This is a genomic window from Methanofollis sp. (assembly GCF_028702905.1).
Lineage (GTDB): Archaea > Halobacteriota > Methanomicrobia > Methanomicrobiales > Methanofollaceae > Methanofollis.
In genome coordinates this window covers 1-26,428 of record NZ_JAQVNX010000006.1, presented here as the reverse complement: position 1 = coordinate 26,428, position 26,428 = coordinate 1, and the positions used below count along the sequence as shown (strand labels likewise).

The following is a 26,428-nucleotide window of genomic DNA, read 5'->3' as shown; positions in this document are numbered from 1 at the left end:
ATCAGGGGAAGGGCAGGGCAATCCCGTCCCCCTTCTTCATCACCAGGGCCGCTATGGCAAGGTCCTGGACCGCAAGGCCGGTCGAGTCAAAGAGCGTAATCTCATCTCTTTTCTCCCTTTTTTTTCTCCCGCAGACAATGTCCCCGAGAGTGCCCGCAATCATCTCTGCGGTGAAGAGTCCGGAAGAGACCGGCACATTGATCTCGCCTGAATGAAAGGCCTGTGCAGGATCGTCCACGAAGACGCGTGAGCGGAGGAGGATAGCCGGGTCGAGTTCTTCCTTGCCGGGTGCGTCGGCACCGATGGCATTGATGTGCGTCCCCTCATGGACCCATTCAGACCTGATGATCGGCGTCCTGACCGGCGTCGTCGTGACGATGACGTCGGCGTCGCAGGCCTTTTCCAGGGAGACGGCGTCGCAGGCATGGCCCTCGCACCGGCGGCAGAAGGCCTCCGCATTCGCAGGGGTCCTGCTCCAGACCCTGACCTCCGTGATCTCCAGGACGTCGGCGATTGCGTTCACCTGGGCCGCGGCCTGTCTCCCGCTCCCGATGACGCCGAGAACGATCCGGCGTTTCGGGGAGAGGTAGCGTGCGGCAAGGGCACCGGCCGCACCTGTCCGCAGGTCGGTGAGGGCCGTGGCATTCAAGATTGCTTCAGGCATGCCTGTGGCGGGGTCGAGGATGACCGTGAGGGCCATCACTGTCGGCAACCCGATCTTCGGGTTTTCCGGGTGGACATTGACAATTTTGACGCCCGCCATACCGATGCCCGGCAGGTACGCGGGCATCGTCCTGAAATCCCCCTTTTCAAAGGTCACATAGATCTTCGGCGGCATCTGAACCCGCCCCTCCCCGTATTCCCTGAACGCCTCCTCGACGGCCAGGTTGACTTCGTGTGGTGAGGGGAGATCTGTTCCTGCAGGATAGTAGCGCATGGCCGGCACATCGATCCGCCGGGATAAAACCCTTGTGCGGCCCTCCACCTCCTGTGCCTGAATGGCGATGACAGACCGCAGGCGGAACGCTTATCACCTAAAGGGATATTTTAGGATCGGGGGATGTCCATATCATATATCCACTACGCCCGGGGCCTTGCCGGCGCCTATTCCACTTTCCTGGATCGCCTTGCCGAAGATCTGGAATCGAACGGCATCAGTGTGCTCTTCGAGAGGGAGAAGGCCCGTTCGCCAATGACCATCAGTTGTGGGGAGGAAAAGGGGCAGATCGCGGTGAGGCTCTCCGGCCCCGACCTCGAGGTTTCCTTCCAGGGCCAGGGGCTTACGACAGGAGAGGCGACACCGCTTGCCCTCCTCGTCGCCGAGAGGGTCACCGACATTGACGACGAGATGAGGGCGATGCTCGATGCCGGAGATGAAGGTCTGCCTGCCACGGCAGATATCGGCATGGAACTCCATGATATCTTCAGGGAACTCCTGGCTGTCAGGGAGGAGATCGACCTTCTCAAGATCAAGGGGGAAGATGTGGGGCGACCGGAAAGGCGGGTGGAAAGGGCTGAGAAGTTATACCAGGAAGCATCAGACGCCCTGAAAAAAGGAGAAACACTCACTGCCCGGACGAAGATCCAGGCCATGCAGCTGATAGTCGAGAAAGCCGAGGCAAGTCTGGGCGAGATCGGCGGAGAAAAAATATAGATATCTTCATCCCCTCCCCCGCAAGACTACTCTTACTGAGAGCGGCCGACATCGCCGCCCGACCGGGGATAGACCATGATTCGCATTGTACCCAAACCGACAGACACCCACGACGACAACTCGACTGCTGCGGTGCTCTCTGAACTCAAACGGGCGGGAACGGAATATGCCCTCCTTGACCTCGACGCCATCGATCCCCTCTCGGCGTCCATCGCCGGCGACCTCATCTGGGTATGCGGCATGAAGCAGGACATTCACCAGTTCGAGTGTCTGGATGTCCTCGCCCTTGAGAACCTCGTCGTCAACTCGCCCGACGCAATCGCGACCTGCGCAAGCAAGGTCAAGACGACGGCGCTCCTTCTCAAAAAAGGGATACCTTCTCCTGAAACGCTCTTTACCGCGTCCCGGGAACTTGCCGCCGACTTCCTTGCACGGCACGGGAAGGCGGTCTCCAAACCGGTCTACGGCTATGACGGCATCGACGTCCGTCTCGTCACCACGCCCGACGAGTTCGGCGAAGCCCCCTATTATCTCCAGGAATATGTGCAAAACGACCGGGACTTCAGGGTCTTCGTCATCGAAGGAAAGGCCGTCGGTGCCATCTGCCGGCAGTCGGCCCACCTCACCCACAATATTCACCAGGGAGGGACCGGGACGCCGATCGAGATCGATCACGAGATGCAGGAGGTCGCCGGCGGTGCGGCCGACGCCGTCGGTGCCGATTACTGCGGCGTCGATCTGCTCGTCGAGAATGGGAGTTACACGGTTCTTGAAGTGAACGGCACGCCGAACTGGCACTGTATGGCGGCCCCTATTCCAAAAATGCTTGCCCGTCACCTGATCGAAAAGGAACAGGCGCTGAGGTCATAGACCTACCCGGGGGGTTCGGGACATGCCCCCCTTTACTGCTCAATACTCTTTTCGAGTTCCCGCTCGGTCTTCTCGGAGAGTTCCTTCATTCTGGCGGAGATGCGGGACGAGGCATTATAGTCGATATCTTTCATTGCATTGGCGAGCTCCTGCCCGAGGACGAAGATCGCGTGTTTGTGTTCAAGTTTGCTCTTGTGGATCTGGGACGGATTGATCTTGAGCGCATAATACTGCGGGAACTTCAACTCGGCATTCATCATCTCGAAATAATCCTTGATCTCGACAAGGATCTGGTGCAGGGTAATCAGTTCTTCTTTATGCATGTCCAAACCCCGAAAGAGAAATAGGAAATTTTATTATAAATATATTTGCTCCCATCTATGCCTTCCGAATTTTCATGAGCCTGAGAGATAAAGGTCTCTTCACGATATCCCTGAACTCCGGAGCGGCAATGAACTCCAGTCCCTTCGCAAGGAAGACATCGATAAGTTTCTGATCGACCGGACGGTCGATGATCACGCCGGCCGTATCCGAATCGACCTCTTCAACGGCGCGTTCGACATCGCCGGCCTTCGCCTCGCTCACCAGTGTATAATCCGAGGTCAGGAAACGTGCCATGCCCCTCCCTTCGACCTCCAGGATCTGCTGTTCGAGGGTCATGACAGGCTGTGCCGTGGGTATGCTCTTAGCCGCCTCTTCGGGCTCTTTCACCTCGCTGACAATGACCGGCATCGTTTCCTGAAGAGGGATCGCCTCTGCAGGGGCCTCTTCCTTTGTATCGGTCAGCTGGTCCCTGATGTACTCTGTCGGGACCTTGTTTCTCAGGGACTTGATGACCTCTTTTCGTGTCAGTTCCTCGACGCTCTTGCCCCGCGGGCAGAAGGCGACATAGTCGACTTCGGCGACCTGGAGGAGTTCGCGCAGGATGAGGTCGCCGCCGCGGTCGCCGTCGAAGAAGGCCGTAGCCGTCTTGATCTCGCAGAGTTTCGTAATAACTGCCGGGACCTTCGTCCCCTCCACGGCAACGGCATTCTTGATCCCGTACCTGAGGAGGTTGATCACGTCGGCCCGACCCTCCACGACGATGATCGCGTCCGAGTCGAGCACATTCGGGCCTGCAGGCACCCGTTCCTCGCCGAGGACACTGATCTTCTCGATCCGCAGCGACTCCCTGACAGTGTCGAGCAGTTCGGTGGAGTCGATCGCCGACTCATCAAAGTGGGTGATCAGCAGTTCCTTTGCCCTTTCCACGATCTGCTTCCTCTTTGTCACGCGGATGTCCTCGATCCGCTCGACTGTGGCATGTGCGACGCAGGGGCCGACCCGGTCGATCGTCTCCAGGGACGCCGCAAGGATCGCCGTCTCCGCACGGTCGAGGGAGGAGGAGATGAGGATCTCTCCCCTGGTCTCGCCCTTCTTACTCATGATGTGGACATCAATCCTGCCGACCCGCCCGGTCCGCTGGAGATCGCGGAGGTCAAGGTCTTCGCCGAGCAACCCTTCAGTCTGGCCAAATATGGCACCGACTACGTCGGGTTTCTCGACCACCCCCTCTGCGTGGAGATTAATGTGAATGAGATACTTGGTCGTATCTGATGAATACATGATAAGCCTCCGGAATCTGTCATATGAGAAATACGATGACGGCCCATAGACAATGGTAGTAGATATATCCCGGAGTACTTATATATCCACCTTTGGGTATGCGCGCACCATTGTGGATGAATCCAGAGAATTATCCGGGAAGAAGAGAGGATAAACGCTGTATTGCCTGATCTCTTGATATGCCCCTCACCTCGACCCGCTTGATCGTTGAGGTGGCACCGGAAACAATACCGACTGCAGACTTCGGAACGCCGATCGTCTCCGCAACCAGAGCGACGATGGCACGGTTTGCCTTCCCTCCCACTGCCGGAGCGGCGACCTGACAGACAAGGGCATGCCTCCAGGGGTTGTAGCCTGCAGGAAAAGAGTCCTTCTTACTCCCGGCAGAGATGTCGAGAGTGAGCACGACACACTTGTCCGGGCCTGTTACTGCGTCGTCAAGAGAGGTCACGGGAATCACCGGTGTGGCCCGGTGCTAACGACCATGGATCATCAGTGGCATGTGCCGTTCTTCACCTGGTCTTAAACCCTCGCACCGGGCGCGCCTGTCGCACATCCGGGTTGTCCCGCAGCTCATATCCAGGCTCTGCCAATCGATCGCCCGGGGACCTATGGATGTGCATGTATCGGCCTCTATAGTTTGGCGGTCAGCGTATATAGCCCTTGCCCGGGATCCAGGACCCGGCGGTGCCGGTGGCGATCTCGCCCTCCCGCACGACACAGGCGCCTCCCATGACGACAATCTCCGGGAAGACTGCCTCCATGCCCTCGTACGGCGTCCAGGTACATTTCGTATGCAGGGCTGCGGGATCGATCTTCGTCGTCTTTGCAGGGTACAGGGCAAAATCAGCCCTCTCGCCCGGCACAAACCCGGCCGCAGGGATGCCGAGGATCTGTGCGGGGTTTATGGCGGTCTTCTCGATGACCGATGCAAGGGAGATCCGGCCCTCCCGCACCGCGGCCATGAGAAGGGGCACCATCGTCTCGACGCCCGGCATGCCGGAGGGGGCGGCGGCGAAGGACACGGCCTTTTCTCCGGCGGTGTGCGGGGCATGGTCGGATGCGACGACGTCGATCCTCTCCCACCTGCTCCAGAGACAGCGGCGCTCCTCTTCCGACCTGAGGGGCGGGTTCACCCGTGCATGGGTGTCTTCGGGTGCGAAGCGGTCAATGGAGAGGAAGAGGTGGTGCGGCGTCACCTCGACAGTGCCGACGGCGGCATCGACGGCGGCGGCCGTGCTCATATGGCAGAAGTGGATCCGCCCGCCGGGAGGGAGGAGGGAGGAGACCGTCCTGACGGCCCTGGCCTCGGTATCGGCGGGCCTGAGGCGGTCGTGGTCGGCAAGGGTCGCGGGAGTGCCCGGGAGGGGATCTTCGGCATGGACCGTGGCCAGGGCGCCAAGATCCCTGAGGGTGAGAAACGCATTTTTCAGGACATTTTCAGGGACGGCAGCGCCGTAACTGGACGGACCGGCAAAGATCTCGCCGAAGGCCATCGCCCCCTCCTGCCAGAGCCCTGCAAGGTCGGCGCCTGGGACGACACCGGCATTGATCGCGAAACGGCAGAGGGCATGATCGCGGGCCTCGCTGACACGGGCGCGGAAGGCCTCGCGTGTCGTGAGAGGGGGCACGGTGTTTGGCTGGTCGACGACGACCGTCACCCCGCCAGAGAGCGCGCTCGCGGTCCCGCTTGCCCAGTCTTCCTTCGCCCCCTGTGTGGCCCCGCCCCGCAGGTGGGTGTGCATATCCACCGCGGCCGGGACGCAGAGGAGGCCGGCCGCGTCGATCACGTCGTCGGCCCTCCCCACGGCGCCGACATGGACGACCCTTCCCTCGCCGAGGGTGAGGTCTGCCACCCTGCCGCCCGGCAGTGTGACGCCCTTCAGGACGACCGTCTCCTCCCCGATCATATCAGCAGACTCTCGGCACAGGATCGCCGACCGGCGGTTCGATGAAGCGCTCGCCGCCGATCGAGGTCTTCATGACAACGGAGGAACCCTCGGTGACGCGGCCGATGACCGCCGCATCTTTCCCATAGTGGTGCGACTTCAGGGCGGCAAGGACCGCGTCGACATCGCCGGGTGCGACGCCCATGACGACCTTCCCCTCGTTTGCGACTTCGAGGGGGTCGATCCCGAGCATGGCGGCGGCGCTCCTGACGCTCTTCCGGATCGGGAGGGCTTCTTCATCGATCTCGACGTGGACACCGCTCTTTCTCGCCATCTCGTTGATCGCATTGGCAAATCCGCCGCGGGTCGGGTCCTTCATCGCGTGGATATCGCCGGCGGCAAGGGCGCGCTCGACCATGCCCCAGAGGGGGGCGGCGTCGGAGAGGATCTGCTCGCCGAGGTCGAAACCCTCGCGGTGGGAGAGGATCGCAAGCCCGTGGTCGCCGATGGTGCCCGAGACGATGATCACGTCGCCCGGCCTGAGCCCATTGTCCCTGACGACGTGGTTTACGACGCCGATACCCGCGGTGTTGATGACGATACCGTCGAGGGCGCCCTTCTCCAGCACCTTGGTGTCGCCGGTCACGATCGATGCTCCGACCTCGCCGAGCGCTTCGTCCATGGAGGCGACGATCCGCTCCAGATCAGAAACCTCGAAGCCTTCCTCAATGACCATGCCGCAGGAAAGGGCGATCGGGCGACCGCCCATCATCGCAAGGTCGTTGATGGTGCCGGATACGGCAATCCTGCCGATATCCCCGCCAGGGAAAAATATCGGGTGGATGACATGGTTGTCGGTCGTAAACACGATCTGCTGGTCCCCGACCGGGAACACCGCCCCGTCGTCCAGGGACTCAAGGCCTATCCCGCCGGCATTGTTGTGGGTGAACTTCGTGAGCACCTTGAGAAGCTCGCCCATCACCTCGCCACCGGCGCCGTGCATCAGGTTGACTTTCATGAATCGTTCACTTCTATCTCTATTTTGGTGACTACAATCTCTTTTCCCTCGACAATGTGCGGGAGACCTCCGCACGTGGGGCAGACGAACTTCTCGTCGCCCTCATAGCCACAGTCACAGCGGGTGCGTACCTTCACGGTCCGGCACTCCATAGAGACGCCTGCAAAGACAGGGTCGTCCTCCGCTATGACCTCAAAGAGAAACTTCACCTGTTCGGGGTTGACCATCGCAAATTCGCCGACGTCGACCTTGACCGCCTTCACCTGCGTTGCATGGTTCTCGACGGCGGCGCGCTGGGCTGTGGCAAAGATGTCGTACGCAATGCTGTACTCGTGCATTACTCTTCCATCGCTGCGTAGACTTCTTTAAAGAGTTCTCTTGTCGACAGGCCCTCCTCGCGGCTGAGTTTCTGGATAGCAAAGCCGACATGGACGAGGACGAACTCGCCTACTTTGACATCGACGAGATCAAGCCTTACCTCCTGCCTGAGGTCGCCATAGTCGACGACACCGGTCTTGTCGTCCTTGATCTCGATTACTTCGGCAGGAACTGCAACACACATTCAGCATTCCCTCTGGTAAGGTGTAGGGTGCTGATCATAAAAACACCTTCTGAAGTGACATGGCCGGGATCAAAGGGAAAATTCCAGGTTGGACGGTGAAAAGAAGCCCCAGTAGGCAGAAATAGGGAGATGTCCCGGAATGAGGTTGATCAGTCCATGGCAGATCACAGATTTGCCTGAACCGGAAAATGCCCCGCACTTTCCACCGTCTTGACACGGTTGTCCCCGCTCAGGATAAGGGCAGGGAAAGATAGAGCAGAAAACCCTGAGGGGGAGATTGCCATCCACACCTATCCTGTACCGGGGGGCCGGGGGCGGTAGTCCCCCGGCACAGGACACCGATCAACCGCCTTCCCCCATACTGTTCGCCGGGGGACTACAGCGAAGGTCTTCGACCTTCTCGACTCCCTTCGGTCGTCACTCGAAAATCAAAGATTTTCTCGAACTCGCTATCGCTCGTTGCCCCCGGACCCCCGCTCAAGATTGGTCCGGGGAAGAGAGAACAGGAGGTTCTGTGGAGGAGATAGCCACTCCACCTATCCTAAGGGGGTTGCGAACGGCGTGAGCATGAGAAGACAGGTCTTCGCTGTGCGAGCGATAGCGAGTTATAGAAACCGGAGGTTTCGCTGAAGACCGAAGGATCTCGAGGTAGTCCCACGACCCGGACACTCCGAACAGAAATTTTCCAGGGTCCAAAAAAAATTATTTCCCGGAGAGGAAGCAGCGGTAGGCCTCGGGGATCTCTTCGGCAGACTCGGCAACCGCACGGTCGAGGTCGGCGAGGTTCTGGAGGATCTGGTCGAGGTGGGCCTTCTGCACCCGGAGAATGGTGGCCGCGTCCTCGGGTCTGACGTGTCCCGAGTCCAGCAGGGCGGCGACATTGCCTATTTCATGCGCGACGCCGCCGAGCGGCACCTTCATCCTCAGGGCGGCCTCGGCGACATAGGCGACAAGGGCACGTTCGGCCTTCCTCTGGGGGGTGAGGTCGTGGATAAGACAGGAGTAGCCGGACACAACACTGCGTTCATCACGGATGGGGGAGATGCCGACAGAGACCTCATGAGCCGTGCCATCCGGACGGAGAATCTCGGACTCAAAGCGCCGACCTGCCCTGCCGCCGCCGACGGCCTGTGCCGTCTCCTCCCATGTCTTGAAAAGAGGACCGGGGACAAAGTGCGAGACCGGCAGGCCGATGGCATCGTCGGGCGTGGTGCCGAGGAGGACGACGGCTGCACCGTTCAAGGAGGTGACCTGGCCCTCGGCAGAGGCGCCGATGATGGCGTCCTCGCTCGTCTCAAGGATCGATGCAAGCCTGGACCTCAACTCGTCGATCCTCTTGATGTCGGAGACGTCGGTGATGATATGGATGGCCCCTATGACGCCGTGCTCAGGGTGGAGGATCGGGTCGATCGAGACCCTGAACCACCGGCCAAACATCCAGAGGGTGTATCTCTCCCTCTTTCTCGAGGTCTTCGACCTGACAAAGGGACAGCCCGCGATGAATGTCGGGGTCTGGTGGATCACGGCATAACAGGGCTTCCCGACAACCTCTTCGGCATCGACGCCGAGAAGGTTGCCCGTGGCCCGGTTTGCCCGGAGAATGATACCCTCACGGTCCTGAATGAAGACAGGGTCTTCTATGGCGTCAAATATCCGTTGCCAGAGTATCCCTGGGTCAGAATAGCCAAGGGCCCCTGAAGCGGCGCCGACCCTCCCCTCATCAGTTTTCTCCATATGATCGTCTCTCCATAGATTATCTGGAAACCAGTATTAAACCTTTGGATTTCTGTTTGTTTTGATTTATTCTTAAAGAGATAATATATGCCATCATGCTGGAGATAACGAGAGAGATCCGGAATTGATCCGGAAAAACCCCGCGCCGGGCAGAGAGGACACCCGGGCCTACAGAAAAGCCGCACAATTGTGAGAGATGGAGGCAGAACCGGCACTCCGGTTCTGTCCCACATCGGGTCACTGAACGGGAATCTCAATGCCCCGTGCCTGAGGCTTTTTGTACGGAACGTCCACGATCAACAGGCCGTTGTGATAGGATGCCTTCGCTTTCTCATAATCGATCGGGCAGCAGGTGGCATAGGAGCCTGCATACCTGGTCCCCTCCTTCGATGCCTGGACAAAGAAACTGTCGTCGTGCATTCTGAGCGTGATGTCCTTCTTGTCGACGCCGGGCAATTCTATCTCGATATGGAGATTTTCGTGGTTTTCGTCCGGCATGGCATACACCGCCGGCGCGATCCTGATCTCGGTCATGATTCCTCCCTCTGCCGGAAAGGCAGCATGGAATATAAACCCTATCCTCTCCCGAAGAAGCGATGACGAGAGGATCTGTCCCTCCCTCTTGCCGGGGTTGCCGCGGGCATCAGCACCCGTTGCAGCAGCCGTGCCTCTGCAAAATCTGGTCCAGGGCCCAGGACGCCCACCACCTGACGCCGGCGTCATCGTCCTTCAGCACCTTTCCGAGTGCAACCTCGGCCTTGCAGTGCCCGATGGCGCCGAGAGTATAGGCCGCCCACATTCTGGTGGCGGCGTCCTCCGCAGAGAGCGCGGCGATGAGGCCGTCGATGGCCGGCGTCCCGATCGCGGAGAGCCCCCACGAAGCGGCCATCCGCAGGTTGCGGTCATCCTCGGCGAAGAGCCCGATGAAGGCCCCGACTGCCTCCTCCCCCATCAGCATGCCAATGGCAAGGGCGGCGTCCTCCCTGACCTTTTGTGATTGCCCCTGAAAGAGAAGGGTGGTGAGGCTGTCAAGGTCGTTGTCGACGGCACATTCGAGCACTTCAGGGGAGGGTGCAACATCGATCTCGACAGGAAGGGTGTCATCCGAGAACTCGGGTCCGGCGGAATTGTCCATGCATGTCTGTAGGCAGGGAGGGTATAAGAGAGGCGCGGGCCTGTCTTTCCGGCGGCGATGCACCACAGCGGGCATGCTGTTCACCTCGCTGGCCGGGGGTCTGCATCAGATGAGCACGATGACAGGGGTGCCCTGCCAGGCATCACCGGTCATGCCGTCCAGGTCCCCCATCAGGGGGGATTCCATGCGCGTATATCCGCGAGAGCCACGGCAGGGAGGAAAAATCCCCGTCCATGTGGAGAGAACAGCACAATATGTAAAGTGCCCTTAACACATAGATCGATCAGGCATCTATCATGAATATATTTCTCATCGTCTTCTGGCTCATCATGACAGCCTTCTGGGCCGTCCGTATCGAAGACAAAACACTGAAGTTCAACCACCCCGGCCTCATCGCTCTCGGCGCCATCTTTTCAGGGGTCGCCCTGTACATCCGGACGCCGGCACTGGTCCTGATGAATGTCCTCCTCTACCTCGCGGTCTCTCTTGCCGTGAGCGGGATCGCCGCCTCGTACATCCATGGCGCCGAAAAGATGCGCGTTGCCGGCGGGGCCATCCTGACCCTCGCCATCCTCGGCATCCCGATGCTCACCGCGGGGGCGCAGGTCATCGGCGCACAGGACCTCGCCGCCATACCGCAGGTCAAGACCGTGGACAATGTCACCGACCTCATCGATACCGACCACATCAGGCTGACCTCGGCCAAGACCGCCCTCTGGCGGGCAGACAAGGTCATCGGGAACCTGGGATACAAGGTGGGCGTCTTCACGCCTGACGTCCAGTTCCTCAGGGGCGAACTGGTCTGGCTGGTCCCCCTGGACTACACCACTCTGGACAAGGCCCTTATCTATGCCGGCGAAGGCACGGACGGATACGTGATCGTCTCGTCAGAAAACCCGAAAGCAGAACCCAGACGGGTCACAGGACTTCAGATGCACTACACCCCGCATGCGATCCTGGAGTACGACCTGACCCGCCATATCTGGGAGGACTATCCCACCTATGTCATCCATAAACCCGTCTTCCAGCTCGACGAGGAGGGCAGCCCGCGGTGGGTCACCCTCCTCTCCCGGCCCGCCCTGTACGGCATCATAGGCGAGACGCCCGAGGGCGTCGTCGTCACCGACCCGGTCACCGGCACCAACGAGTTCTTCGACCTCGGCACACAGCCCGCCTGGATCCAGCGGGTCTATGACGAGGACCTCACCGAGACCTATCTTGGCTGGTGGGGCACGTACTCGGACGGCTGGATCAACTCCTGGTGGGGGCAGCGCAACCTGAAGTACCCGACAGGCGAGGTGTACGTCGAGCACGGCGAGGCCGGGGCGACCCTCTCCTCGGGCGACCCCGACGTCTACCTGGTCCAGGGCACAGACGGCAACCAGTACTGGTTCACCGCCATCACGACGCCGGGCAAGGACTCATCGATGGTCGGCTATGTCCTCTGCGATGTCCAGGACGGCACCTTCACCTTCTACAACGCCCCCGGCTACTACAACGACTTCGGCGCTGCGGCCAATGTCCAGCAGCACCAGAAGGTGGCCATGGCCACGGGCCTCGAGGTCGTGCAGCCGATCATGTACGTCCTCGACGGCCAGGAAGTCTGGATCATCCCGGTCATCTCCCAGACCGGCGAGATGATGGAGATTGGACTGGTCGTGGCCCACGGCGGCGAGACCTTTGTCGGCACCAGCCTGGACGACGTCCTCACCCAGTGGCGTGGGGTCTCCGGCAAGACGCCTGGCCAGGATGATGGCGAGGTCACGATCCAGGAGATCGAGGAGATCAGGAAACTCCTTGACAGACTTGAAGCGCGGCTGAAGGCGCAGAACCAGACATAATCCTTTTTTTGGCTCTGTAGAATCAGGCATGAACCCCTGGCTCACGCATACGTGATGAAAATTTCTCGTTGCAGTTCTCCTGAGTGCGGAGGGATACTTGATTCCTCTCCTTGCAACAGGGCACCTGAAGGATACTGTTCAATTGCCGCCCCTCGGTGCGAGACGGCGGTGAAGATTCTGCGGTCGGGGCGGCACGCCTGATCATCACCCCTTCCCACATCTTCACGCCGGGGGCGCTGCCCCCGGATCCCCGGGACGAAGATAGGGGCGGGAAGGCAGAGAGCCTGATCGTTCTGAGGACGGTTTTGTTCTCCGTATATCGGGTATGAGAGAAATCTGTGTGTTCAAATTCTCATCCATAACTCCAGAATTGAACGTCTGGATCATTTTCATGGTAAACTCCCAGACTCAGGTTGATGTCTCCTCTTTGATCTCGTGGTGTGCGTGCTGATCCACTGCCTTCCCCCTACAGTTCGCCGGGGGACTACGCCCCCGGACCCCCGCTCAGGATTGGTCCTGGGAAGACTGGGCCGGAAAATTGAGAGGGGGATTGCCATCCCGTCTCTATCCTGATGGCATGGGGTCCGGGGGGCGGCAGCCCCCCGGAACCAGCACACAAGAACAGGATGTCTCCAGTTATCACTCCAGGAAGTACTCTCACGCGAGGGTTTACCATGAAAATGATCCAGAAAATCAGTTCTCCGGGTTTTCATGAGGTTTTGACTCTCAACGAGCACCCCATGATGGAGATGGAGAGGGCAAAACCACCTTCAGAAAGGTCCGCCCTATCGCAATCCAGGGGGCCCGGGGGCAGCGCCCCCGGCGCGAGCGTGCGAGAAGGCACGTCGACCAGACGAATCTCCTCAGAACAATTTTCATGCGGTATGCCTGAGGCGTGCTCCCGACTCATGCCTGATTCTACAGAGCCCTTTTTTTGGTATTGTTGACGTCTTCAGGACCGATCTCTATGCAGGGATCACCCCGAAGAAAGGGTGAGGGTTTCACAACCCCATTTCTCCGTATCAGTCGTACGCGCCGCGCCTGTCCCGGATACGCCAGAGCCTGCCGGATTCTGCCGCACGCTCCCCTGCTCGCTGACGCACCCTTATATCCTATACGATGATACGCGATCTGATCCAGAACAGGATCAAAGGCCCCTTCCCCTCAGGAACGGCCTCCTCAGAGTGACCGGAAACTATGTTTGCAATCCGTTTTTACCGAATCTACGACATCGGGAAAGAGATAGACCTCGCCTCCCTCGAAAGGGCTCTCTCGGAGAGCATGACCATCAGCAGGGCGCGGTTCGTCCGGGTGAAGCCACGGGCGATCATCATCAAGCATGCCCCCCTCCTGCTCAGGATCGATCCCGTGACCCTCGAACAGGACGGAAAGACCTACACCTTTCGCATCGACGCACGGGTGTACGATATCGGTGCGATCAGCATCTGCCTCATCCACGAAGAGTTTGAGGGCACCCCGCGGGAGCTGGAGGAGACCGCCCTCCGCTTCGCAGGCCAGAGAGGCCTGGATACTATCTTCACCGCCACCATCGCACGTCTCCTTGCGACCCTCAGGCCGGCGATCGGCGAGAGGACGGTCGACGAGGAGTTCTATGAGGACTACGCCATCTACATAACCCACGCCCTCGACGATTCCCTCGACCCGACACGGATACTGCTCGGGGATACGACAGCGTTCTCCGCGGAGACGCGGCAGGAGACCCTCAAGAACGCCCTCAGTTACAGTGAGGACGACCGGGCAATCCTCACACGGGACAGCGCCATCCTCGTCAACACCGAACCGCCTTCAGACCTGATCGAACTGATCGAGTACGCAAACGTGCAACTCCTCGAACTGCGCTTCTATGACAGCGAACTGACGCGCCAGATGGAGAAGATGTACGATGACATCGAGATGGCCGACCGCCTCTATTTCTTCTACCGGATCAGGCAGTACCGCGCGATCATGATGGGACTGATGCAGACGCAGGCCGAGATCTCGGAGATCACAGAAAAAGTCAACAACCTGATCAAGGTGACCGAGGACGTCTACTATGGCCGCATCTATGCGATGAGCCTCAGGGTCATGAACTGCCAGCAGTGGAGCGACAGTGTCGGCAGGAAGATCGCCATCATCCGCCAGACATACGCGATGCTCTCCGATGGGGTAAACCTCCAGCACTCGAATTACCTCGAGTGGGTGGTGATCATCCTGATCGCCCTGGAGGTCCTGCTCTTCGTCGTGCCCATGGTCCCGCACTGAACCGTCAGGCAGGAATGGGATGCATAGCGATGCCGAGACTGGCGGGCAGTCTCCCGGTCCACACCCGGATTGCCTCCCAGTCCCGGGCGTCCTCGGTCTTTGCCTCGTCATATCGCATGAAAAGGCCGAGCACCGGGATATAAGAAGGGTTCATCCTCCCGGCAAACATCCCCATCTCCCCCCTGATGCGGATGCGAGCGGTGATGGGCTCCATCGCCGCCTTCACCTTCCTGCGATTCTCATCGGTCAGGTCTTTGCAGCTCATACCGACGACAAAGGCCGCGACCGGTTTTTCCTGAAGGGCGTCGGCGAAATGGTCGACAAACTGCTTTGCCTCCTTCAGGATCTTTCCCATGTAAAGGGGCGAACCCATGACGATGGCGTCGTATCCGGCGACTGACGTCACCTTCCCGGCAGGCACGGCCTCGACGTCGAGGCCCTCATCCCTGAGGGTTGCAGCGATGGCGTCGGCGATCTCCCGCGTGGTCTCGTGCTTTGTCGCATAGGCGACGAGGATGCGTGGCGGCATGGGGGGATGAGTGGGCGGCCTGCCATATAAGGTTTGGCCGGGCGCGGCCTGCGACTTTTCAGGCCTCTTTGTCCTGGTGCCTGATGGCGGAGAGAAAGTCAGGGCCATATTTTTCCAGCCGCTTCGTGCCGACGCCGGCGATGTTTCCCAGGCTATCACGGTCGCAGGGGCGGCAACGGGCCATCTCCCCCAGGATTTTGTCCGGGAAGACGACAGAGGGGGGCACACTGTCACGGCCTGCAATCGACGTGCGCAGGGCCTTCAACGCAACGAACAGTTCCCGGTCATCGGCACTCAGGGCGTCGACGCCAGCGACCGGACTCTTCTTCACGCCGCCGTCTGGCGCCGGGAGCATGACCCGTACCTCCCCCCTCATGACCGCGGCGCTCTTCCCGGTCAGGCAGATGACCGGAGATCTGTCGCCAGTCCGCCCCAGATACCCCTGCCTGACAAGATCCTGGACCCATATCCTGTACTGCTTTTTGCTCTTCTCCGCACCTGTCGCATAGGCAGGGAGGAGGTTGAAGCGGTTCTCCCTGACTTTTGCGTTCTTCGAACCCCTCAGCACGTCGGCAATGAGGTCGACCCCGAAGTGCGCCGGCAACTGCCCCACGCACCCGAGGATCTTTCTCGCGTATTCGGTGCCGTCTATCGTCTGCCCGGGATGGTCGCAGGTGTCGCACATGCCGCAGTTTTCCCGGGCATACTCCTCCCCGAAGTAGTTCAACAGGTATTTCCGACGGCATCCGGTCATCTCACAATAGTCGACCATGTCCTGCAATTTGCGGACCGCAATGCGGATGTTGCGTTCGTCCTGTCTGTCGTGTTCGAGCATGGACCTGACCCTGCCAGACTCCTCCGGGCTGTAGAAGAGGACGCACTCGCTCTCCCGGCCGTCCCGCCCTGCCCGGCCTGTCTCCTGGTAGTAGGACTCGACAGTCTTTGGCAGGTCGTAATGGACGACATAGCGGACGTCGGGCTTGTCTATGCCCATGCCAAAGGCAACGGTGGCGCAGACGATCTGCACGCGGCCGGAGAGAAAATCGTCCTGGACCTTCTCCCTGGCACTGTTCGGGAGGCCGGCATGGTAGGCGAGCGCCCTGTACCCATATCTCCCGAGGTCTCGGGCGATCTCTTCTGTCTCTTTCTTGCTGAAGCAGTAGACGATCCCTGACTCTTTCCTGTGTCGGTTGATGCAGGCGAGAAGCAGGGCCATCGGTTTCTCCTTCGGGACGACGCTATACCGGAGGTTTGTGCGGTTGAAACTCCCGACGAATTCGCGGGGATCCGAGAGGCCAAGCTGCCGGGCGATATCTTTCCTGACCTCGGGGATTGCAGTGGCCGTCAACGCGACGATGGGAACATTGGGGAAGTGTTTCTTCAGCCGGGACAGTTGCCTGTACTCGGGCCTGAAGTTGTGGCCCCATTCGGAGATGCAGTGCACCTCGTCGATGGCGATGAGGCAGACCGGGAAACGGCCGAGGGATTTCAGGAAACCTGACTGCATGCACTTCTCCGGCGAGAGGAAGAGCAGCCTGAGGGTGTTGTCCGTCAACTGCCTCTCGACCTCCGCCCTCTCCCTGTACGTGAGAGAGCCGGTGTAGGCGGCCGCGGGGATCCCCCGCAGGTTCAGGTCGTCCACCTGGTCCTTCATAAGCGAGATGAGAGGGGAAACGACAAGGGTCAGGCCGCCGAGGTACAGGGCGGGCACCTGATAGCAGAGGGACTTTCCGCCCCCTGTCGCCATGATCGCCACCGTGTCCCGCCCCTCCAGGACCGACGCGATGATCTCCCGCTGGTGCGGGAGAAAAGAGGTATACCCCCAGTATTTTTTCAGGAGTTCGTCGACGGCGGCCATGGTATTTCTCTTCATAGTGGGGGAGAGGGGGTGTTGAAGGTTCGGTTCGGGTGGTGAAGGTGTGCCGTCTCCTCTGTTTCATCGCGTTATTTCTTCCCCTCATTCCAGATGCCGCACCCTTCGTTGAAGATGAAGATGAATTCCCTTCTATGCAGCAATCTGTCGCACATTCAGCATCAGGCTATGATTCCGCCTAACCCCCTCTCCCGATACCTTTTTCCAACCACGAACTATATTGCCACTCCATGACCCGCTGGCTTGCCACCTCCACCCGTGAGAATGCAGACGTCGTGACACGAAAGAAGATCTGGGGCGTCCCGAAGAGGGATATCAGCCAGATCAACAGGATCCGGCCAGGCGACACCCTGCTCGTCTATGTCGGGCATGAAGAGATCGATAAGGACATCACCCTCCCGCCCGCGATCACCGGGTGCTTCGAGATCGTCTCCGGCGTCTATGAGGACACAGATCCGATCTTCACCGCCCCCAGAAAACTCGGGAACGAGGTCTTTCCGCTCCGGTTCAGACTAAAGACGATCGCGGTCTTCGACCCGCCCGTGGAGTTCACGCCCCTGATCCCTCGCCTGAAATTCATCACCGAAAAAAAGCAGTGGTCAGAGCACATCAAGGGGCAGGCGATGAGAGCGATCACCGAGGAAGACCATGCACTCATCATGAAGGCGGCCATGAAAGCGGCAGAGGCGCCGCGGGGCTGAAAATCCCCTCGTCTCTCGTCTTCAGATCCTCATACTGAGGCATCTCCGGAGCCCAGATCGGGACAATTTCCAACCCCACTCCCTCCCCCTCCCCGGCACCAGGGGGGGCCAGGAGAAGGAGACATTACCTGCACTCATAACGGCGGCCTGGGGGCGTTGAGTCCTGCCGGATTTCATTCTGTTTTGCCCCCGGCCCCCGGTATGCCCGGATCGCCGGATCTCCCCGGTACGGCCCGGAATAGGTGGTGTGATCCCCCGATTGGAGGTAGATACGGGTGTATTTGACCCGGGCCGTGTCCAGCGGGCCACATCCTCACGCCCTGACATGCGGCACCACAGGATAGGATCTGGGAGATTTACCATGAAAACCACTGAAGGGATTTTCAAAGAACCGCCTGAAACTTCGTTTCATGAGCGATTCTCCAGGGTCACCATAACACAGAGAACCACACAGGGACAGATGTGACCGAAAAAGAAACCGATGAGAACAAAGAGCGCCGGGGGGGAGATTTGAACTCCCGAGGTGCGAGCACCAGCGGCTTTCAAGGCCGCCGCCTTCCCGGACTAGACTACCCCGGCACGCCATTACCTATTGTACTGCCAGGTAAAAAAAGATGCTGTGGTTAAGGGGTTCAGATCTTCCTGAAAAGGAGGAAGACTGCACCAAGGGCAAGAAGCACAAGGCCGAGGGGCATCGGGCTCTGGGCCGTCGTCGGGACAGGGTCGCCGAACTTGCCCGCCACCGTGGCATCGACCGAGATCTTCTTGATATTCTCGGCCGCGACCGTCACCGTGCCGGTCTCGGTGTAGAGCTGGGGGGTGACCTTCACATAGACAGTGCCGCCGGTCGTCTGGAGTGTGACGCTCTCCGGCGCCGTGGTACCCTGGCTGTTCACCATCGACCGCTCGCCCTTCTCGTCGATGTACTCGAGCACCCAGTCGATCCCGGTGGAGGTGCTGATCGTCACCGGGCCGCCGAGGGTATCAATGGCAAAATATGCCGGGTTCCCGCGGGAGGCCGGGGCCGAAGCCGAGTAGGTGGGGCCAGGCGTCTGCGTCCCCGTCGGCGTGACCGGCACCTCGCCGCCCTTCACGGTGAACTGAGTTGTCCAGACATAACTGGTGTTGTCCGCAATCTCGGCCCAATAGGTGCCGCCTGAGGTGATGGGGACAGAGGCAGAGAAAACGCCTGCATCGGTCTCGATCCACTTCGGGCCATAGACAGTCTCTTTCTCCGCATCGGTCACGGTGAGCCTGAGACCGGCATCACCGTACTTTGCAAGCGTGCCTGCCACCTCAAGGATCCCGTCATAGTCCTGCGTCTTCGGGGAGGTGAGGGTAAGTTCATCGTTCCTGTTCACTATCTTGAAGATTTTAACTTTCTTCGAACTGCTGCCAAAGATGTTCTCGCCGCGTGACTGGACCTCAACCGAATAGGTGCCAGACCTGAGATTTTCGGTCTCGAAGATCACCGTAAAAGTCCCGTCGCCCTGGATCACGACGGCCTGACGGTCGACCTCGCTCTTTGAAGATGTCGTGTCATAGAGGACGATGTCGACGACATAACCGGACTTCACTGCAATGGTCCCCCCGGTCGCCTCAAGGGGCTGGCCCGCATTGATGGAATCGGGGGTTGTGATCTCGATGAATGCCGCCGCTGCCGGAGCTGCAAGGCAACAGAGGAGGCAGAGCAGGGGGAGTGCAATCCTCATCATAGATATTTTCATAACAATATAGATCAACGAAATAAGTGTTAATGTTATCTATACAATCTATCAAGCCATTGGCAGCGTGGAAAGGAAAAGACCGTTATGAGAATGATATCCTTGATTCCCTGACCGTAATCTTTAAAAGTGGGGGATGCTCATACCGGCGCTGCTTGATGTGCGGTTACCGTTTTGAAGGCTATTTCGGGGCTCAAACTGAGGAGGTCCTTGCCGCTCTCAGGGGACAACTCGCCTGGGTGCAGGAGAACTTCGACCTCTCGCAGGTCGGGATGGTGAAGATCTTCACGTCGGGCAGTTTCCTGGACCCTGTCGAGGTGCCGCCGGCTTTCAGGGAAGAGATCGCGCGGGCCTTTGCCGGGAAGGTTGTCGTCGTCGAGACGCGGCCCGAGTATGTGGAAACCGATGCACTCGCGGAGATGGCTGAGGCTCTCGGTTCCCCCATCCACGTGGCGATGGGGCTTGAGACGACAGACGACGTCATCAGGGAGAAGTCGATCAGAAAGGGGTTCAGCTTTGCCGACTTCATCGAGGCATCGAAGAGAGCGAAGGCGGCGGGCGCGGGAGTGAAGGCTTACCTCCTCTTAAAGCCGCTCTTCCTCACCGAGAAGGAGGCCATCGAGGACATGAAGACCTCCATCATGGACGTGGCGCCGTACTGCGGCATGATCTCGATGAACGCCTGCACCGTCCAGAAAAGGACAGAACTCGAACATCTCTGGAAGGAGCAGGCCTACCGCCCGCCGTACCTCTGGAGCATCCTTGAAGTGCTTGGAAATGTCGATCCCGACGTCCCGGTCTTCTGCGACCCGGTCGGCGGCGGCCATATCAGGGGCCCGCACAACTGCGGGAAGTGCGACCGCGATATCATCGACGGTATCAACGAGTACGCCCTCACCGGCGACGTGGAACTGATCCGCGCCCTCGCGGAGATCGAATGCGCGTGCAAAAAAGAGTGGGAATATGTCCTCGGGCACGAGAAGCCCTGGTCCATGCCCCTCACCCGTTGATTTTTTCCGAGAGTTCGTCCAGTTTTTTCGCAAGCATCGGGAAGAAAGTGCCCGCATCGGAGACGATGCCAATCGCCTGCGAGGTGCCGCGGTCCATCAGCTTGGTCAGGGAGGCCGGGTTGATGTCGACGCAGAGTGTCTTCACGCTCGAGGGGAGACAGTTCCCGACGGCCACCGAGTGGAGGAGGGTCGCCACCATCAGCACCATCTTCGCGCCTTTGAGATGCTTTCTCATTGCGTCCTGCGCCTCCATGACATCGGTGATCACGTCAGGGAGGGGGCCGTCGTCGCGGATCGAACCGGCGAGAACGAAGGGGACATTGTGCCTGACGCACTCGTACATCACGCCGCCGGTGACGATGCCCTGCTCGACCGCATTCTTGATCGACCCCGCGCGCATCACCTCGGAGATCGCATAGATGTGGTGCTTGTGCCCGCCGGTGACGAGTTTCGCGGTCTTGATGTCCATGCCGAGGGAGGTGCCGAAGAGGTTCGACTCGATGTCATGGGTCGCGAGGGCGTTCCCGGCAAAGAGGGCGTCGATGTAGCCGTCATGAACGAGTTTCGCAAGGGCAGGGCCGCCTCCGGTGTGTATGATCGCCGGGCCGCCGACAAGGACGATCTTCCCGCCAGACCGCTTCACCTCGACGATCTCCGTCGCGATCTTCTCGATCAGGGTCTCAGACGGGCGTTCGGGTGAGACGGTTCCCTGCATGAACTCGAACCGGCTCTTCTCACGCGGGCGTTCGGGATAGTCCACCTTGACGCCGTCCTCGCCGACGACGACAAGACTGCCCTTCGTCAGTTTGGAGAGAGGAGTGCAGCAGGCGCGCTGCGCGACCGGGTCCACGACAATGAGACAGTCCATCTCGATGTCCTCGACAGAGAGCCATTCGCCCTCATATTTCACATAGGTCCGGTGGTTGGTCGTCGAGTAAAAATCCTTGGGGACGATGCGGTCGCCTTCGGCAGGGACCAGCCGCGCGTCGGCCACCACCGGGAGATGAGCGCCAAGACGGTAGAGTTCGCTGAGGATCGCCTCAAGCTGCGTTTCGTCAGCAGCACTCACCTTCAGGCGGGCATAACTCGCGTCGGTCTTTTTCTTCCCCACGTCGAAGGTAAGAATCTCGAAGTTCCCGCCCATATCCATGATCCGGTCGAAGACAAGGGTCATGATACCTGAATCGATAATATGCCCTTCCAGTTCTATCTCCCGGGAGATCTGCATGCTAAGAATATCGGCTGCGGCGGTTAATATGGTTTCCTTTCTGGCATTTGCGGGGAATCCGGGTGAATTCAGGCAGAATGCCGCTTTTTTCCGGCACAGATAAAACGCACCGCACGGGCAAGGTCGTCCTGTGTATTGACATTGAAGCCGAGCGCGGGTTCGTCGAGGAGGAGGCGCGATTCTTCCTGTTCTTCCTCGATCCGCGCACCGAGGAGGATGTTTACCCCGGCAGGACAGGCAGGGACACCGTCGACCGTCTCCTGGTAGGCGGCGCGAAAAGAAGAGCCGCGACAGAGGGCCGACGGCACCCAGGTGGCGAGGGCGTCGGTGCCTGCAGAGATGTACGCATCCCGTATTCTCTCCACAATCTCTCCCCTGATACAGGGGATGTCAGAGACCGAGGTGAAGACCGGCCCCGCCTCGCCAAGTGCGGTCACCGCTTCGACGATATCTGCGACATATCCGCGCGCACCGGCGGCATAGAGATCGATCCCCTGCGCCCGGCACCAGTTTCTGGTGTACGGGGTCCGGGGCGAGGAGACGACCATGATCTCACAGCCCGCATCGGCAAAGGCGTCGATGACATAGGCGATCATCGGCCGCCCGCAGATTGTCACGAGAGGTTTTTCTCCCATATTGAGGCGGGAGCCCTGGCCCCCGGCAAGGATCAGGGCAAGCATGCCGCAAGTGCCTCCACAAGGCGCATGTTCTCGTCACGCCTCCGCACCGCAACCCGGATCATCCCGGGCAGGCCAAAAGAGGTGCAGTCACGGACAAGAATGTCGTGGGAGAGGAGGAGGCGTTCCGTAAGTGCCGACGCATGGCAGGGAAGGGGGACCAGGATGTAGTTTGCCGTGGACGGCAGGGGAGAGAGACCGAGGTCGCGGAGTCGCCCTGCAAGCCAGGCCCGCTCGATCTCGATAAGCCTCCGGGATTCGCCAAGGTCGGCATACCTGTCCAGTGCGGCCAGGGCAAAACTCTCGGCATAGGCATTCACCGTCCAGGGAAGGCGGCGCGCCTCGATCTCCGCGACAAGGTCGGCATCGCCGAAGCCGAAACCGAACCTGAGGCCGGGGACGGCAAAGGACTTGGTGATCGAGCGTGAGACGAAGAGCGCTGGGTCCCTGACGTTAGAGACGCTTGCGGCCGGGTCGGCAAGTTCAATGAAGGCCTCGTCGACAAAAAGGCGCTGGCCGGGTTTGAGGGTGTCGAGGATGGCGAGCACCGCCTCCCGCGCGGTGAGCGCACCGTCAGGGTTGTTCGGGTTGCAGAGGAACCTGACAGCCGCACCGGCCGCATCATCGGTCACCCTGCCTCCGCAGAGTCTGACCGCCATCTCATATTCCCCGAAGGTCGGAGGCCTGATCGCACCGCTCTCGCCGGGCCTGATAGCGGCGACACAGAACGCGCGGATCACCTCGACAGACCCGTTTCCCACCGTGATCTCCGCGGGGTCACGGTGAAACACCTGCCCGATCGCCTCTTTCAGGGTTTCATATCCGTCATCGGGGTAGGACGCAATCGCCTCTTCCGGGGTGGAGAAGGGGACATGCGGAGGGAAAGGGTTGATGCTTGCACTAAAATCAAGAATATTTTCTCCCGAATGCCGCCTGTGCCACCTGAGTCTGCCGCCGTGTTCGATCCGGCGGGGATACGTCCCTGACATATTGACGAATATCACGCAAATTTGGCATTCCATGGCATATAAGAATACGCTTTCAGAAAAAATCAATTGAGAATCTTTTTATAGGATGCTCGTATTAGTTCATTCATCTGGTGCAGGATCAGACGTAGAGCATCCCCCCGTCTGGCATGAGACAGACAAACGTCTGACAAGTGTCAGACCCCCCGAGGCGGAAGATGGAGCGGATCACGATCAGACTCCCCAAACAGCAGGTCGATATGCTGCAAAGGCTTGTTGACGGCGGCGAATTTCCCACCGTGTCAGAGGCGGTACGACACGCGGTACGGGAACTCGTCGAAAAGCGTGGAGACCGGGCAATGAGGGAGAGCGACCAGGTGTCATTCAAGGTTTAGGAGGCACATGATGCAAACAATCATCAACGAGGCAATGAAAAACGCTGAACGCGAGAAAACACTGAATAGTCAGGACGGTATCATCGGCGACGAAGACGATTTCCTCGGCCAGCCGCGCATCGTCATCGTCGGTTGCGGAGGCGCCGGCAACAACACGATCAACAGGCTTTACCACATGCAGGTCTGTGGAGCCGAGACGATCGCGATCAACACCGACAAGCAGCATCTCGACATGATCCAGGCCGACAAGCGCATCCTCATCGGCAAGTCGCTCACCAAGGGCCTTGGCGCAGGCGGGTTCCCCGACGTCGGCAAGAGGGCCGCGGAGATGGCGCGCCCCACTCTGGAAAAACTCCTTGAGACAGCCGATCTCTGTTTCATCACGGCCGGCATGGGCGGCGGCACCGGCACAGGCGTCGCCCCCGTTGTTGCACAGATTGCCAAGGAACAGGGCGCCATCGTCGTCGGCATGGTCAGCTACCCCTTCCAGGTCGAGAAGGCACGCCTGCTCCGCGCGGAGGACGGCCTCCAGCAACTCGCCAGCAACGCCGACTCGGTGATTGTCCTCGACAACAACCGGCTCATCAACTATGTCCCCAACCTGCCCCTTGGCCAGGCCTTCTCGGTGATGGACCAGCTCATCGCCGAGACGGTGAAGGGCATCTCCGAGACGATCACCCAGCCCTCCCTCATCAACATCGACTACGCAGACGTGCGGGCGATCATGAGCAAGGGCGGCGTCGCCTGCATGCTCGTCGGCGAGAGCAAACAGCAGAACAAGGCCGAGAGCGTCGTCCACGAATGCCTCTCCCACCCCCTGCTGGACATCGACTACCGCGGCGCCACGGGCAGCCTCATCCACATCACCGGCGGCAGCGACCTCACCCTCCAGGACGCCGAGGAGATCGCAAGCTCCCTCACCTACGAACTCGACCCCCACGCCGACGTCATCTGGGGCGCACGCGTGAACAACGACTACGAAGGGAAGGTCAGAGTCATGGCAATCATGACCGGCGTCAAGAGCGCCCAGATCCTTGGCGGCAGGCAGAGCAACTTCATCCCCGCGAGCAAGCCCGCACCCATGCCGGGCGGCAGGTCGGCAGCCCCCCAGCGGAGTTTCGCACGGGACCAGACGAGCGGCCACCTCATCGATTTCCTCTGATATCTTCTTTTTTTCACGTGCACCATGTCCGGGCCATTCATCACAGCCGGCCGGATCGGTTCATCTCTCAAAAGACACACCAAAAAAATACGCCTGAACCGGCGCAGGTCCGGCGAAATGCTTAATACCAAAGATGACGCAAACTATTAGAAATCCTGGTATATCCACCGCGGATCTCCACGGTGCGGCAGGTGCGTCGGCATAGCCGGATGCGCCAGAGGGTATAGGAGTTGAATATCATGAACAGCGCTACGAACACAGATATCAGAGAAGCAGTCTCTGTTCTGGACGGCACTTTTGTAGTATCATTTCCCTCTGTTTCCTCCCATTCTGCGGCATCTCCCGTGCATCATCAGACCCGGTGGCCTATACAGCGGTATCAGAACTCAAGGATTGGTAAAGCATGTTGGATGAACTGATCGAAAAGAGAAAAAAATCACTTTCCGAGTCTGAACAGCATAAAAATCGGCGCAACGAGCTTAACGCCCTTGCGAGCACCCGTGCTCGTGAGCGGAACCAGCTCAACACCCAGACCCGGGAGTTTGTCGAGGAGGCCCAGAAGAATAAGGAGCTCCGGGACCAGTCCAATAATGAGGTCCACCGGCTGAAGGACGAGCGGAACCAGCTCAACGCCAAGGCCAACGAGTACTTCGAAGAGATCGAATCCTTCAAGAAGGATCACTCCGCCTTCCAGAAGAATGCAAGCATCAAAGAAATCCAGCGCCAGATCGAGGCGATGGAGTTCCGCCAGCAGACCGAGGTCTTCTCTACCGACAAAGAGAGGGAGCTGATCGACAAGATCAAGCACATGAAGGCCACTATCAAGGAGCAGGAGGACGAACTTGAGCAGAACAAGGACCTCAAGACCAAACTCCAGAGCGCCCGTGACCTTCGTAAGGAAGCCTCAGACATCCACGACAGGGTGACCGAAGTTGCAGAACTCGCGCAGAAGCACCACGACATGATGGTCGAGTTCTACCGGAAGGCCGACCAGTCCCGTGAGGCCGCCGACACCGAGCACAAGGCCTTTGTCGAGGCGCAGGAAGCCGCTGACGAGGAACACAAGGCATTCATCACCTGCCAGAAGGAACTCCGCGACTATGACAAAGTCATCTCCGGTCTCCGCAACAAGAAGAAGAAGACAAAGGTCACCAAGGAGCAGCGCGAGGTCAGGCAGGAGGCCGAGCGCATCTTCCAGCTCTTCAAGGGCGGGGAGAAACTCACGACCGAGGACATCCTCCTTCTGCAGCGGTCCAAACTCCTTTAATACTTTTTTTTGTGTATGCGCAACCATTTATTAGTTTGAGTGTAATTTTCTAATCAGATGGCTGAGGGCACTACACTAATCCTGTGCATCGACCGGGACGACGACCTCGGGTACAAGGCAGGTCTCGCAAGTCCGGTAGTCGGACGGGAGGCGTGCCTGAACGCGGCCAGCGCACTTGCACTCGCCGACCCCGAAGATTCAGACGTCAACGCCATTTTTCAGGCGGTAAAAACCTATGACGAACTGAAAGAGCGGGGCGAAGAGGTCGAAGTTGCGATCCTCACCGGCAACCATATGCATATGCTCGAAGGGGACCGGAAGATCGGC

General features: G+C 59.5%; 27 protein-coding genes and 1 tRNA gene. 10 read left to right on the top strand and 18 right to left on the bottom strand.

Going from position 1 to position 26,428, the window contains the following annotated elements; genetic code table 11:
* Position 1 precedes the first annotated feature (1 nt).
* Entirely contained in the window at positions 2–937 is a 936-nt protein-coding gene (locus PHP59_RS01705) for an ornithine cyclodeaminase family protein (protein ID WP_300162632.1), read from the bottom strand.
* A gap of 123 nt (positions 938–1,060) precedes the next feature.
* On the opposite strand from PHP59_RS01705, the gene PHP59_RS01700 reads away from it, so the two are divergent.
* Positions 1,061–1,654: a hypothetical protein gene (locus PHP59_RS01700; RefSeq protein ID WP_300162629.1), complete on the top strand. Its 594-nt coding sequence runs from the start codon at positions 1,061–1,063 to the stop codon at positions 1,652–1,654.
* A 75-nt stretch (positions 1,655–1,729) separates the two neighbouring features.
* Positions 1,730–2,524: a RimK family alpha-L-glutamate ligase gene (locus PHP59_RS01695; RefSeq protein WP_300162626.1), complete on the top strand. Its 795-nt coding sequence runs from the start codon at positions 1,730–1,732 to the stop codon at positions 2,522–2,524.
* Between the two features lie 32 nt (positions 2,525–2,556).
* Here PHP59_RS01695 and PHP59_RS01690 read toward each other — a convergent pair whose 3' ends face one another.
* The 10 genes from PHP59_RS01690 to PHP59_RS01645 all read right to left on the bottom strand — a co-directional run bounded on the left by PHP59_RS01690 (position 2,557) and on the right by PHP59_RS01645 (position 10,467).
* Positions 2,557–2,847 (bottom strand): UPF0058 family protein, encoded by a 291-nt coding sequence (locus tag PHP59_RS01690; RefSeq protein ID WP_300162623.1) that lies wholly within the window; start codon positions 2,845–2,847, stop codon positions 2,557–2,559.
* A gap of 55 nt (positions 2,848–2,902) precedes the next feature.
* Positions 2,903–4,129: a DNA primase DnaG gene (gene dnaG / locus PHP59_RS01685; protein ID WP_300162620.1), complete on the bottom strand. Its 1,227-nt coding sequence runs from the start codon at positions 4,127–4,129 to the stop codon at positions 2,903–2,905.
* 130 nt (positions 4,130–4,259) lie between these two features.
* A complete protein-coding gene (locus PHP59_RS01680) occupies positions 4,260–4,580 on the bottom strand; it encodes a DUF167 domain-containing protein (RefSeq protein WP_300162617.1) in 321 nt (106 codons plus the stop codon).
* Positions 4,581–4,776: 196 nt separating this feature from the next.
* Positions 4,777–6,039, bottom strand: a complete 1,263-nt coding sequence (gene pyrC / locus PHP59_RS01675; RefSeq protein ID WP_300162614.1) for a dihydroorotase — start codon at positions 6,037–6,039, stop codon at positions 4,777–4,779.
* A 1-nt stretch (position 6,040) separates the two neighbouring features.
* Positions 6,041–7,036: a hydrogenase expression/formation protein HypE gene (hypE, locus tag PHP59_RS01670; RefSeq protein ID WP_300162611.1), complete on the bottom strand. Its 996-nt coding sequence runs from the start codon at positions 7,034–7,036 to the stop codon at positions 6,041–6,043.
* Positions 7,033–7,374, bottom strand: coding sequence for a hydrogenase maturation nickel metallochaperone HypA (locus tag PHP59_RS01665; RefSeq protein WP_300162606.1), 342 nt, complete (start codon positions 7,372–7,374; stop codon positions 7,033–7,035). Before PHP59_RS01665 ends, hypE begins: the two co-directional genes overlap by 4 nt.
* Positions 7,374–7,598, bottom strand: coding sequence for a HypC/HybG/HupF family hydrogenase formation chaperone (locus PHP59_RS01660; protein ID WP_300162603.1), 225 nt, complete (start codon positions 7,596–7,598; stop codon positions 7,374–7,376). Before PHP59_RS01660 ends, PHP59_RS01665 begins: the two co-directional genes overlap by 1 nt.
* Positions 7,599–8,300: 702 nt before the next feature.
* The gene (locus PHP59_RS01655) at positions 8,301–9,332 is read right to left on the bottom strand and encodes a PAS domain S-box protein (RefSeq protein WP_300162600.1); all 1,032 of its coding nucleotides are present in this window, start codon (positions 9,330–9,332) and stop codon (positions 8,301–8,303) included.
* 237 nt (positions 9,333–9,569) lie between these two features.
* Positions 9,570–9,866, bottom strand: coding sequence for an Hsp20/alpha crystallin family protein (locus tag PHP59_RS01650; RefSeq protein ID WP_300162597.1), 297 nt, complete (start codon positions 9,864–9,866; stop codon positions 9,570–9,572).
* 109 nt (positions 9,867–9,975) lie between these two features.
* On the bottom strand, positions 9,976–10,467 hold the full coding sequence (locus PHP59_RS01645) for a HEAT repeat domain-containing protein (RefSeq protein WP_300162594.1): 492 nt from the start codon (positions 10,465–10,467) through the stop codon (positions 9,976–9,978).
* Positions 10,468–10,796: 329 nt separating this feature from the next.
* On the opposite strand from PHP59_RS01645, the gene PHP59_RS01640 reads away from it, so the two are divergent.
* A complete protein-coding gene (locus PHP59_RS01640) occupies positions 10,797–12,308 on the top strand; it encodes a hypothetical protein (RefSeq protein ID WP_300162591.1) in 1,512 nt (503 codons plus the stop codon).
* 1,197 nt (positions 12,309–13,505) lie between these two features.
* On the top strand, positions 13,506–14,570 hold the full coding sequence (locus PHP59_RS01635; RefSeq protein ID WP_300162589.1) for a hypothetical protein: 1,065 nt from the start codon (positions 13,506–13,508) through the stop codon (positions 14,568–14,570).
* A 4-nt stretch (positions 14,571–14,574) separates the two neighbouring features.
* Here the strand turns inward: PHP59_RS01635 and PHP59_RS01630 are convergent, their stop codons facing one another.
* Together PHP59_RS01630 and recQ are read right to left on the bottom strand one after the other, a co-directional pair.
* On the bottom strand, positions 14,575–15,099 hold the full coding sequence (locus tag PHP59_RS01630; RefSeq protein ID WP_300162587.1) for a flavodoxin domain-containing protein: 525 nt from the start codon (positions 15,097–15,099) through the stop codon (positions 14,575–14,577).
* Positions 15,100–15,157: 58 nt separating this feature from the next.
* Entirely contained in the window at positions 15,158–16,972 is a 1,815-nt protein-coding gene (gene recQ, locus PHP59_RS01625) for a DNA helicase RecQ (RefSeq protein ID WP_300162585.1), read from the bottom strand.
* A 230-nt stretch (positions 16,973–17,202) separates the two neighbouring features.
* Here recQ and PHP59_RS01620 point away from each other — a divergent pair, with 230 nt between their 5' ends.
* Entirely contained in the window at positions 17,203–17,673 is a 471-nt protein-coding gene (locus PHP59_RS01620) for an EVE domain-containing protein (protein WP_300162583.1), read from the top strand.
* 495 nt (positions 17,674–18,168) lie between these two features.
* Here the strand turns inward: PHP59_RS01620 and PHP59_RS01615 are convergent.
* Positions 18,169–18,252 (bottom strand) — tRNA-Ser (locus PHP59_RS01615).
* Positions 18,253–18,305: 53 nt separating this feature from the next.
* The gene (locus tag PHP59_RS01610; RefSeq protein ID WP_300162580.1) at positions 18,306–19,388 is read right to left on the bottom strand and encodes a hypothetical protein; all 1,083 of its coding nucleotides are present in this window, start codon (positions 19,386–19,388) and stop codon (positions 18,306–18,308) included.
* 41 nt (positions 19,389–19,429) lie between these two features.
* Between PHP59_RS01610 and PHP59_RS01605 the strand changes: the two genes are divergently transcribed.
* Positions 19,430–20,407 carry an archaeosine biosynthesis radical SAM protein RaSEA gene (locus PHP59_RS01605; RefSeq protein ID WP_300162577.1) on the top strand — a complete coding sequence of 326 codons (978 nt, stop codon included), beginning with the start codon at positions 19,430–19,432 and terminating at the stop codon, positions 20,405–20,407.
* On the opposite strand, the gene PHP59_RS01600 is transcribed toward PHP59_RS01605, so the two are convergent.
* The 3 genes from PHP59_RS01600 to PHP59_RS01590 all read right to left on the bottom strand — a co-directional run bounded on the left by PHP59_RS01600 (position 20,397) and on the right by PHP59_RS01590 (position 23,316).
* Complete coding sequence (locus PHP59_RS01600) at positions 20,397–21,635, bottom strand: TIGR00300 family protein (protein WP_300162574.1); 1,239 nt, start codon at positions 21,633–21,635, stop codon at positions 20,397–20,399. The two genes, PHP59_RS01605 and PHP59_RS01600, sit on opposite strands and share 11 nt — an antisense overlap.
* A gap of 68 nt (positions 21,636–21,703) precedes the next feature.
* Complete coding sequence (locus tag PHP59_RS01595) at positions 21,704–22,315, bottom strand: NTP transferase domain-containing protein (protein ID WP_300162571.1); 612 nt, start codon at positions 22,313–22,315, stop codon at positions 21,704–21,706.
* Entirely contained in the window at positions 22,303–23,316 is a 1,014-nt protein-coding gene (locus PHP59_RS01590; RefSeq protein WP_366943699.1) for an aminotransferase class I/II-fold pyridoxal phosphate-dependent enzyme, read from the bottom strand. Before PHP59_RS01590 ends, PHP59_RS01595 begins: the two co-directional genes overlap by 13 nt.
* A gap of 179 nt (positions 23,317–23,495) precedes the next feature.
* On the opposite strand from PHP59_RS01590, the gene PHP59_RS01585 reads away from it, so the two are divergent.
* From PHP59_RS01585 to PHP59_RS01570, 4 genes are all read left to right on the top strand, one after another.
* On the top strand, positions 23,496–23,672 hold the full coding sequence (locus PHP59_RS01585) for a ribbon-helix-helix domain-containing protein (protein ID WP_300162566.1): 177 nt from the start codon (positions 23,496–23,498) through the stop codon (positions 23,670–23,672).
* Positions 23,673–23,682: 10 nt separating this feature from the next.
* Positions 23,683–24,834 (top strand): cell division protein FtsZ, encoded by a 1,152-nt coding sequence (gene ftsZ / locus PHP59_RS01580; RefSeq protein ID WP_300162563.1) that lies wholly within the window; start codon positions 23,683–23,685, stop codon positions 24,832–24,834.
* A gap of 403 nt (positions 24,835–25,237) precedes the next feature.
* A complete protein-coding gene (locus PHP59_RS01575; RefSeq protein WP_300162559.1) occupies positions 25,238–26,101 on the top strand; it encodes a phosphoserine phosphatase in 864 nt (287 codons plus the stop codon).
* Positions 26,102–26,158: 57 nt separating this feature from the next.
* Positions 26,159–26,428 (top strand): DUF373 family protein (locus PHP59_RS01570; protein WP_300162556.1); only part of this gene is annotated, 270 nt, incomplete at its 3' end.

Excerpts from the sequence above, each read along its gene's own strand:
- PHP59_RS01705 (WP_300162632.1), bottom strand. The coding sequence starts at position 937 with ATGCGCTACTATCCTGCAGGAACAGATCTCCCCTCACCACACGAAGTC.
- PHP59_RS01700 (WP_300162629.1), top strand. The coding sequence starts at position 1,061 with ATGTCCATATCATATATCCACTACGCCCGGGGCCTTGCCGGCGCCTAT.
- PHP59_RS01695 (WP_300162626.1), top strand. The coding sequence starts at position 1,730 with ATGATTCGCATTGTACCCAAACCGACAGACACCCACGACGACAACTCG.
- PHP59_RS01690 (WP_300162623.1), bottom strand. The coding sequence starts at position 2,847 with ATGCATAAAGAAGAACTGATTACCCTGCACCAGATCCTTGTCGAGATC.
- dnaG (WP_300162620.1), bottom strand. The coding sequence starts at position 4,129 with ATGTATTCATCAGATACGACCAAGTATCTCATTCACATTAATCTCCAC.
- pyrC (WP_300162614.1), bottom strand. The coding sequence starts at position 6,039 with ATGATCGGGGAGGAGACGGTCGTCCTGAAGGGCGTCACACTGCCGGGC.
- hypE (WP_300162611.1), bottom strand. The coding sequence starts at position 7,036 with ATGAAAGTCAACCTGATGCACGGCGCCGGTGGCGAGGTGATGGGCGAG.
- PHP59_RS01665 (WP_300162606.1), bottom strand. The coding sequence starts at position 7,374 with ATGCACGAGTACAGCATTGCGTACGACATCTTTGCCACAGCCCAGCGC.
- PHP59_RS01660 (WP_300162603.1), bottom strand. The coding sequence starts at position 7,598 with ATGTGTGTTGCAGTTCCTGCCGAAGTAATCGAGATCAAGGACGACAAG.
- PHP59_RS01655 (WP_300162600.1), bottom strand. The coding sequence starts at position 9,332 with ATGGAGAAAACTGATGAGGGGAGGGTCGGCGCCGCTTCAGGGGCCCTT.
- PHP59_RS01650 (WP_300162597.1), bottom strand. The coding sequence starts at position 9,866 with ATGACCGAGATCAGGATCGCGCCGGCGGTGTATGCCATGCCGGACGAA.
- PHP59_RS01645 (WP_300162594.1), bottom strand. The coding sequence starts at position 10,467 with ATGGACAATTCCGCCGGACCCGAGTTCTCGGATGACACCCTTCCTGTC.
- PHP59_RS01640 (WP_300162591.1), top strand. The coding sequence starts at position 10,797 with ATGACAGCCTTCTGGGCCGTCCGTATCGAAGACAAAACACTGAAGTTC.
- PHP59_RS01635 (WP_300162589.1), top strand. The coding sequence starts at position 13,506 with ATGTTTGCAATCCGTTTTTACCGAATCTACGACATCGGGAAAGAGATA.
- PHP59_RS01630 (WP_300162587.1), bottom strand. The coding sequence starts at position 15,099 with ATGCCGCCACGCATCCTCGTCGCCTATGCGACAAAGCACGAGACCACG.
- recQ (WP_300162585.1), bottom strand. The coding sequence starts at position 16,972 with ATGAAGAGAAATACCATGGCCGCCGTCGACGAACTCCTGAAAAAATAC.
- PHP59_RS01620 (WP_300162583.1), top strand. The coding sequence starts at position 17,203 with ATGACCCGCTGGCTTGCCACCTCCACCCGTGAGAATGCAGACGTCGTG.
- PHP59_RS01610 (WP_300162580.1), bottom strand. The coding sequence starts at position 19,388 with ATGATGAGGATTGCACTCCCCCTGCTCTGCCTCCTCTGTTGCCTTGCA.
- PHP59_RS01605 (WP_300162577.1), top strand. The coding sequence starts at position 19,430 with ATGTTATCTATACAATCTATCAAGCCATTGGCAGCGTGGAAAGGAAAA.
- PHP59_RS01600 (WP_300162574.1), bottom strand. The coding sequence starts at position 21,635 with ATGCAGATCTCCCGGGAGATAGAACTGGAAGGGCATATTATCGATTCA.
- PHP59_RS01595 (WP_300162571.1), bottom strand. The coding sequence starts at position 22,315 with ATGCTTGCCCTGATCCTTGCCGGGGGCCAGGGCTCCCGCCTCAATATG.
- PHP59_RS01585 (WP_300162566.1), top strand. The coding sequence starts at position 23,496 with ATGGAGCGGATCACGATCAGACTCCCCAAACAGCAGGTCGATATGCTG.
- ftsZ (WP_300162563.1), top strand. The coding sequence starts at position 23,683 with ATGCAAACAATCATCAACGAGGCAATGAAAAACGCTGAACGCGAGAAA.
- PHP59_RS01575 (WP_300162559.1), top strand. The coding sequence starts at position 25,238 with ATGTTGGATGAACTGATCGAAAAGAGAAAAAAATCACTTTCCGAGTCT.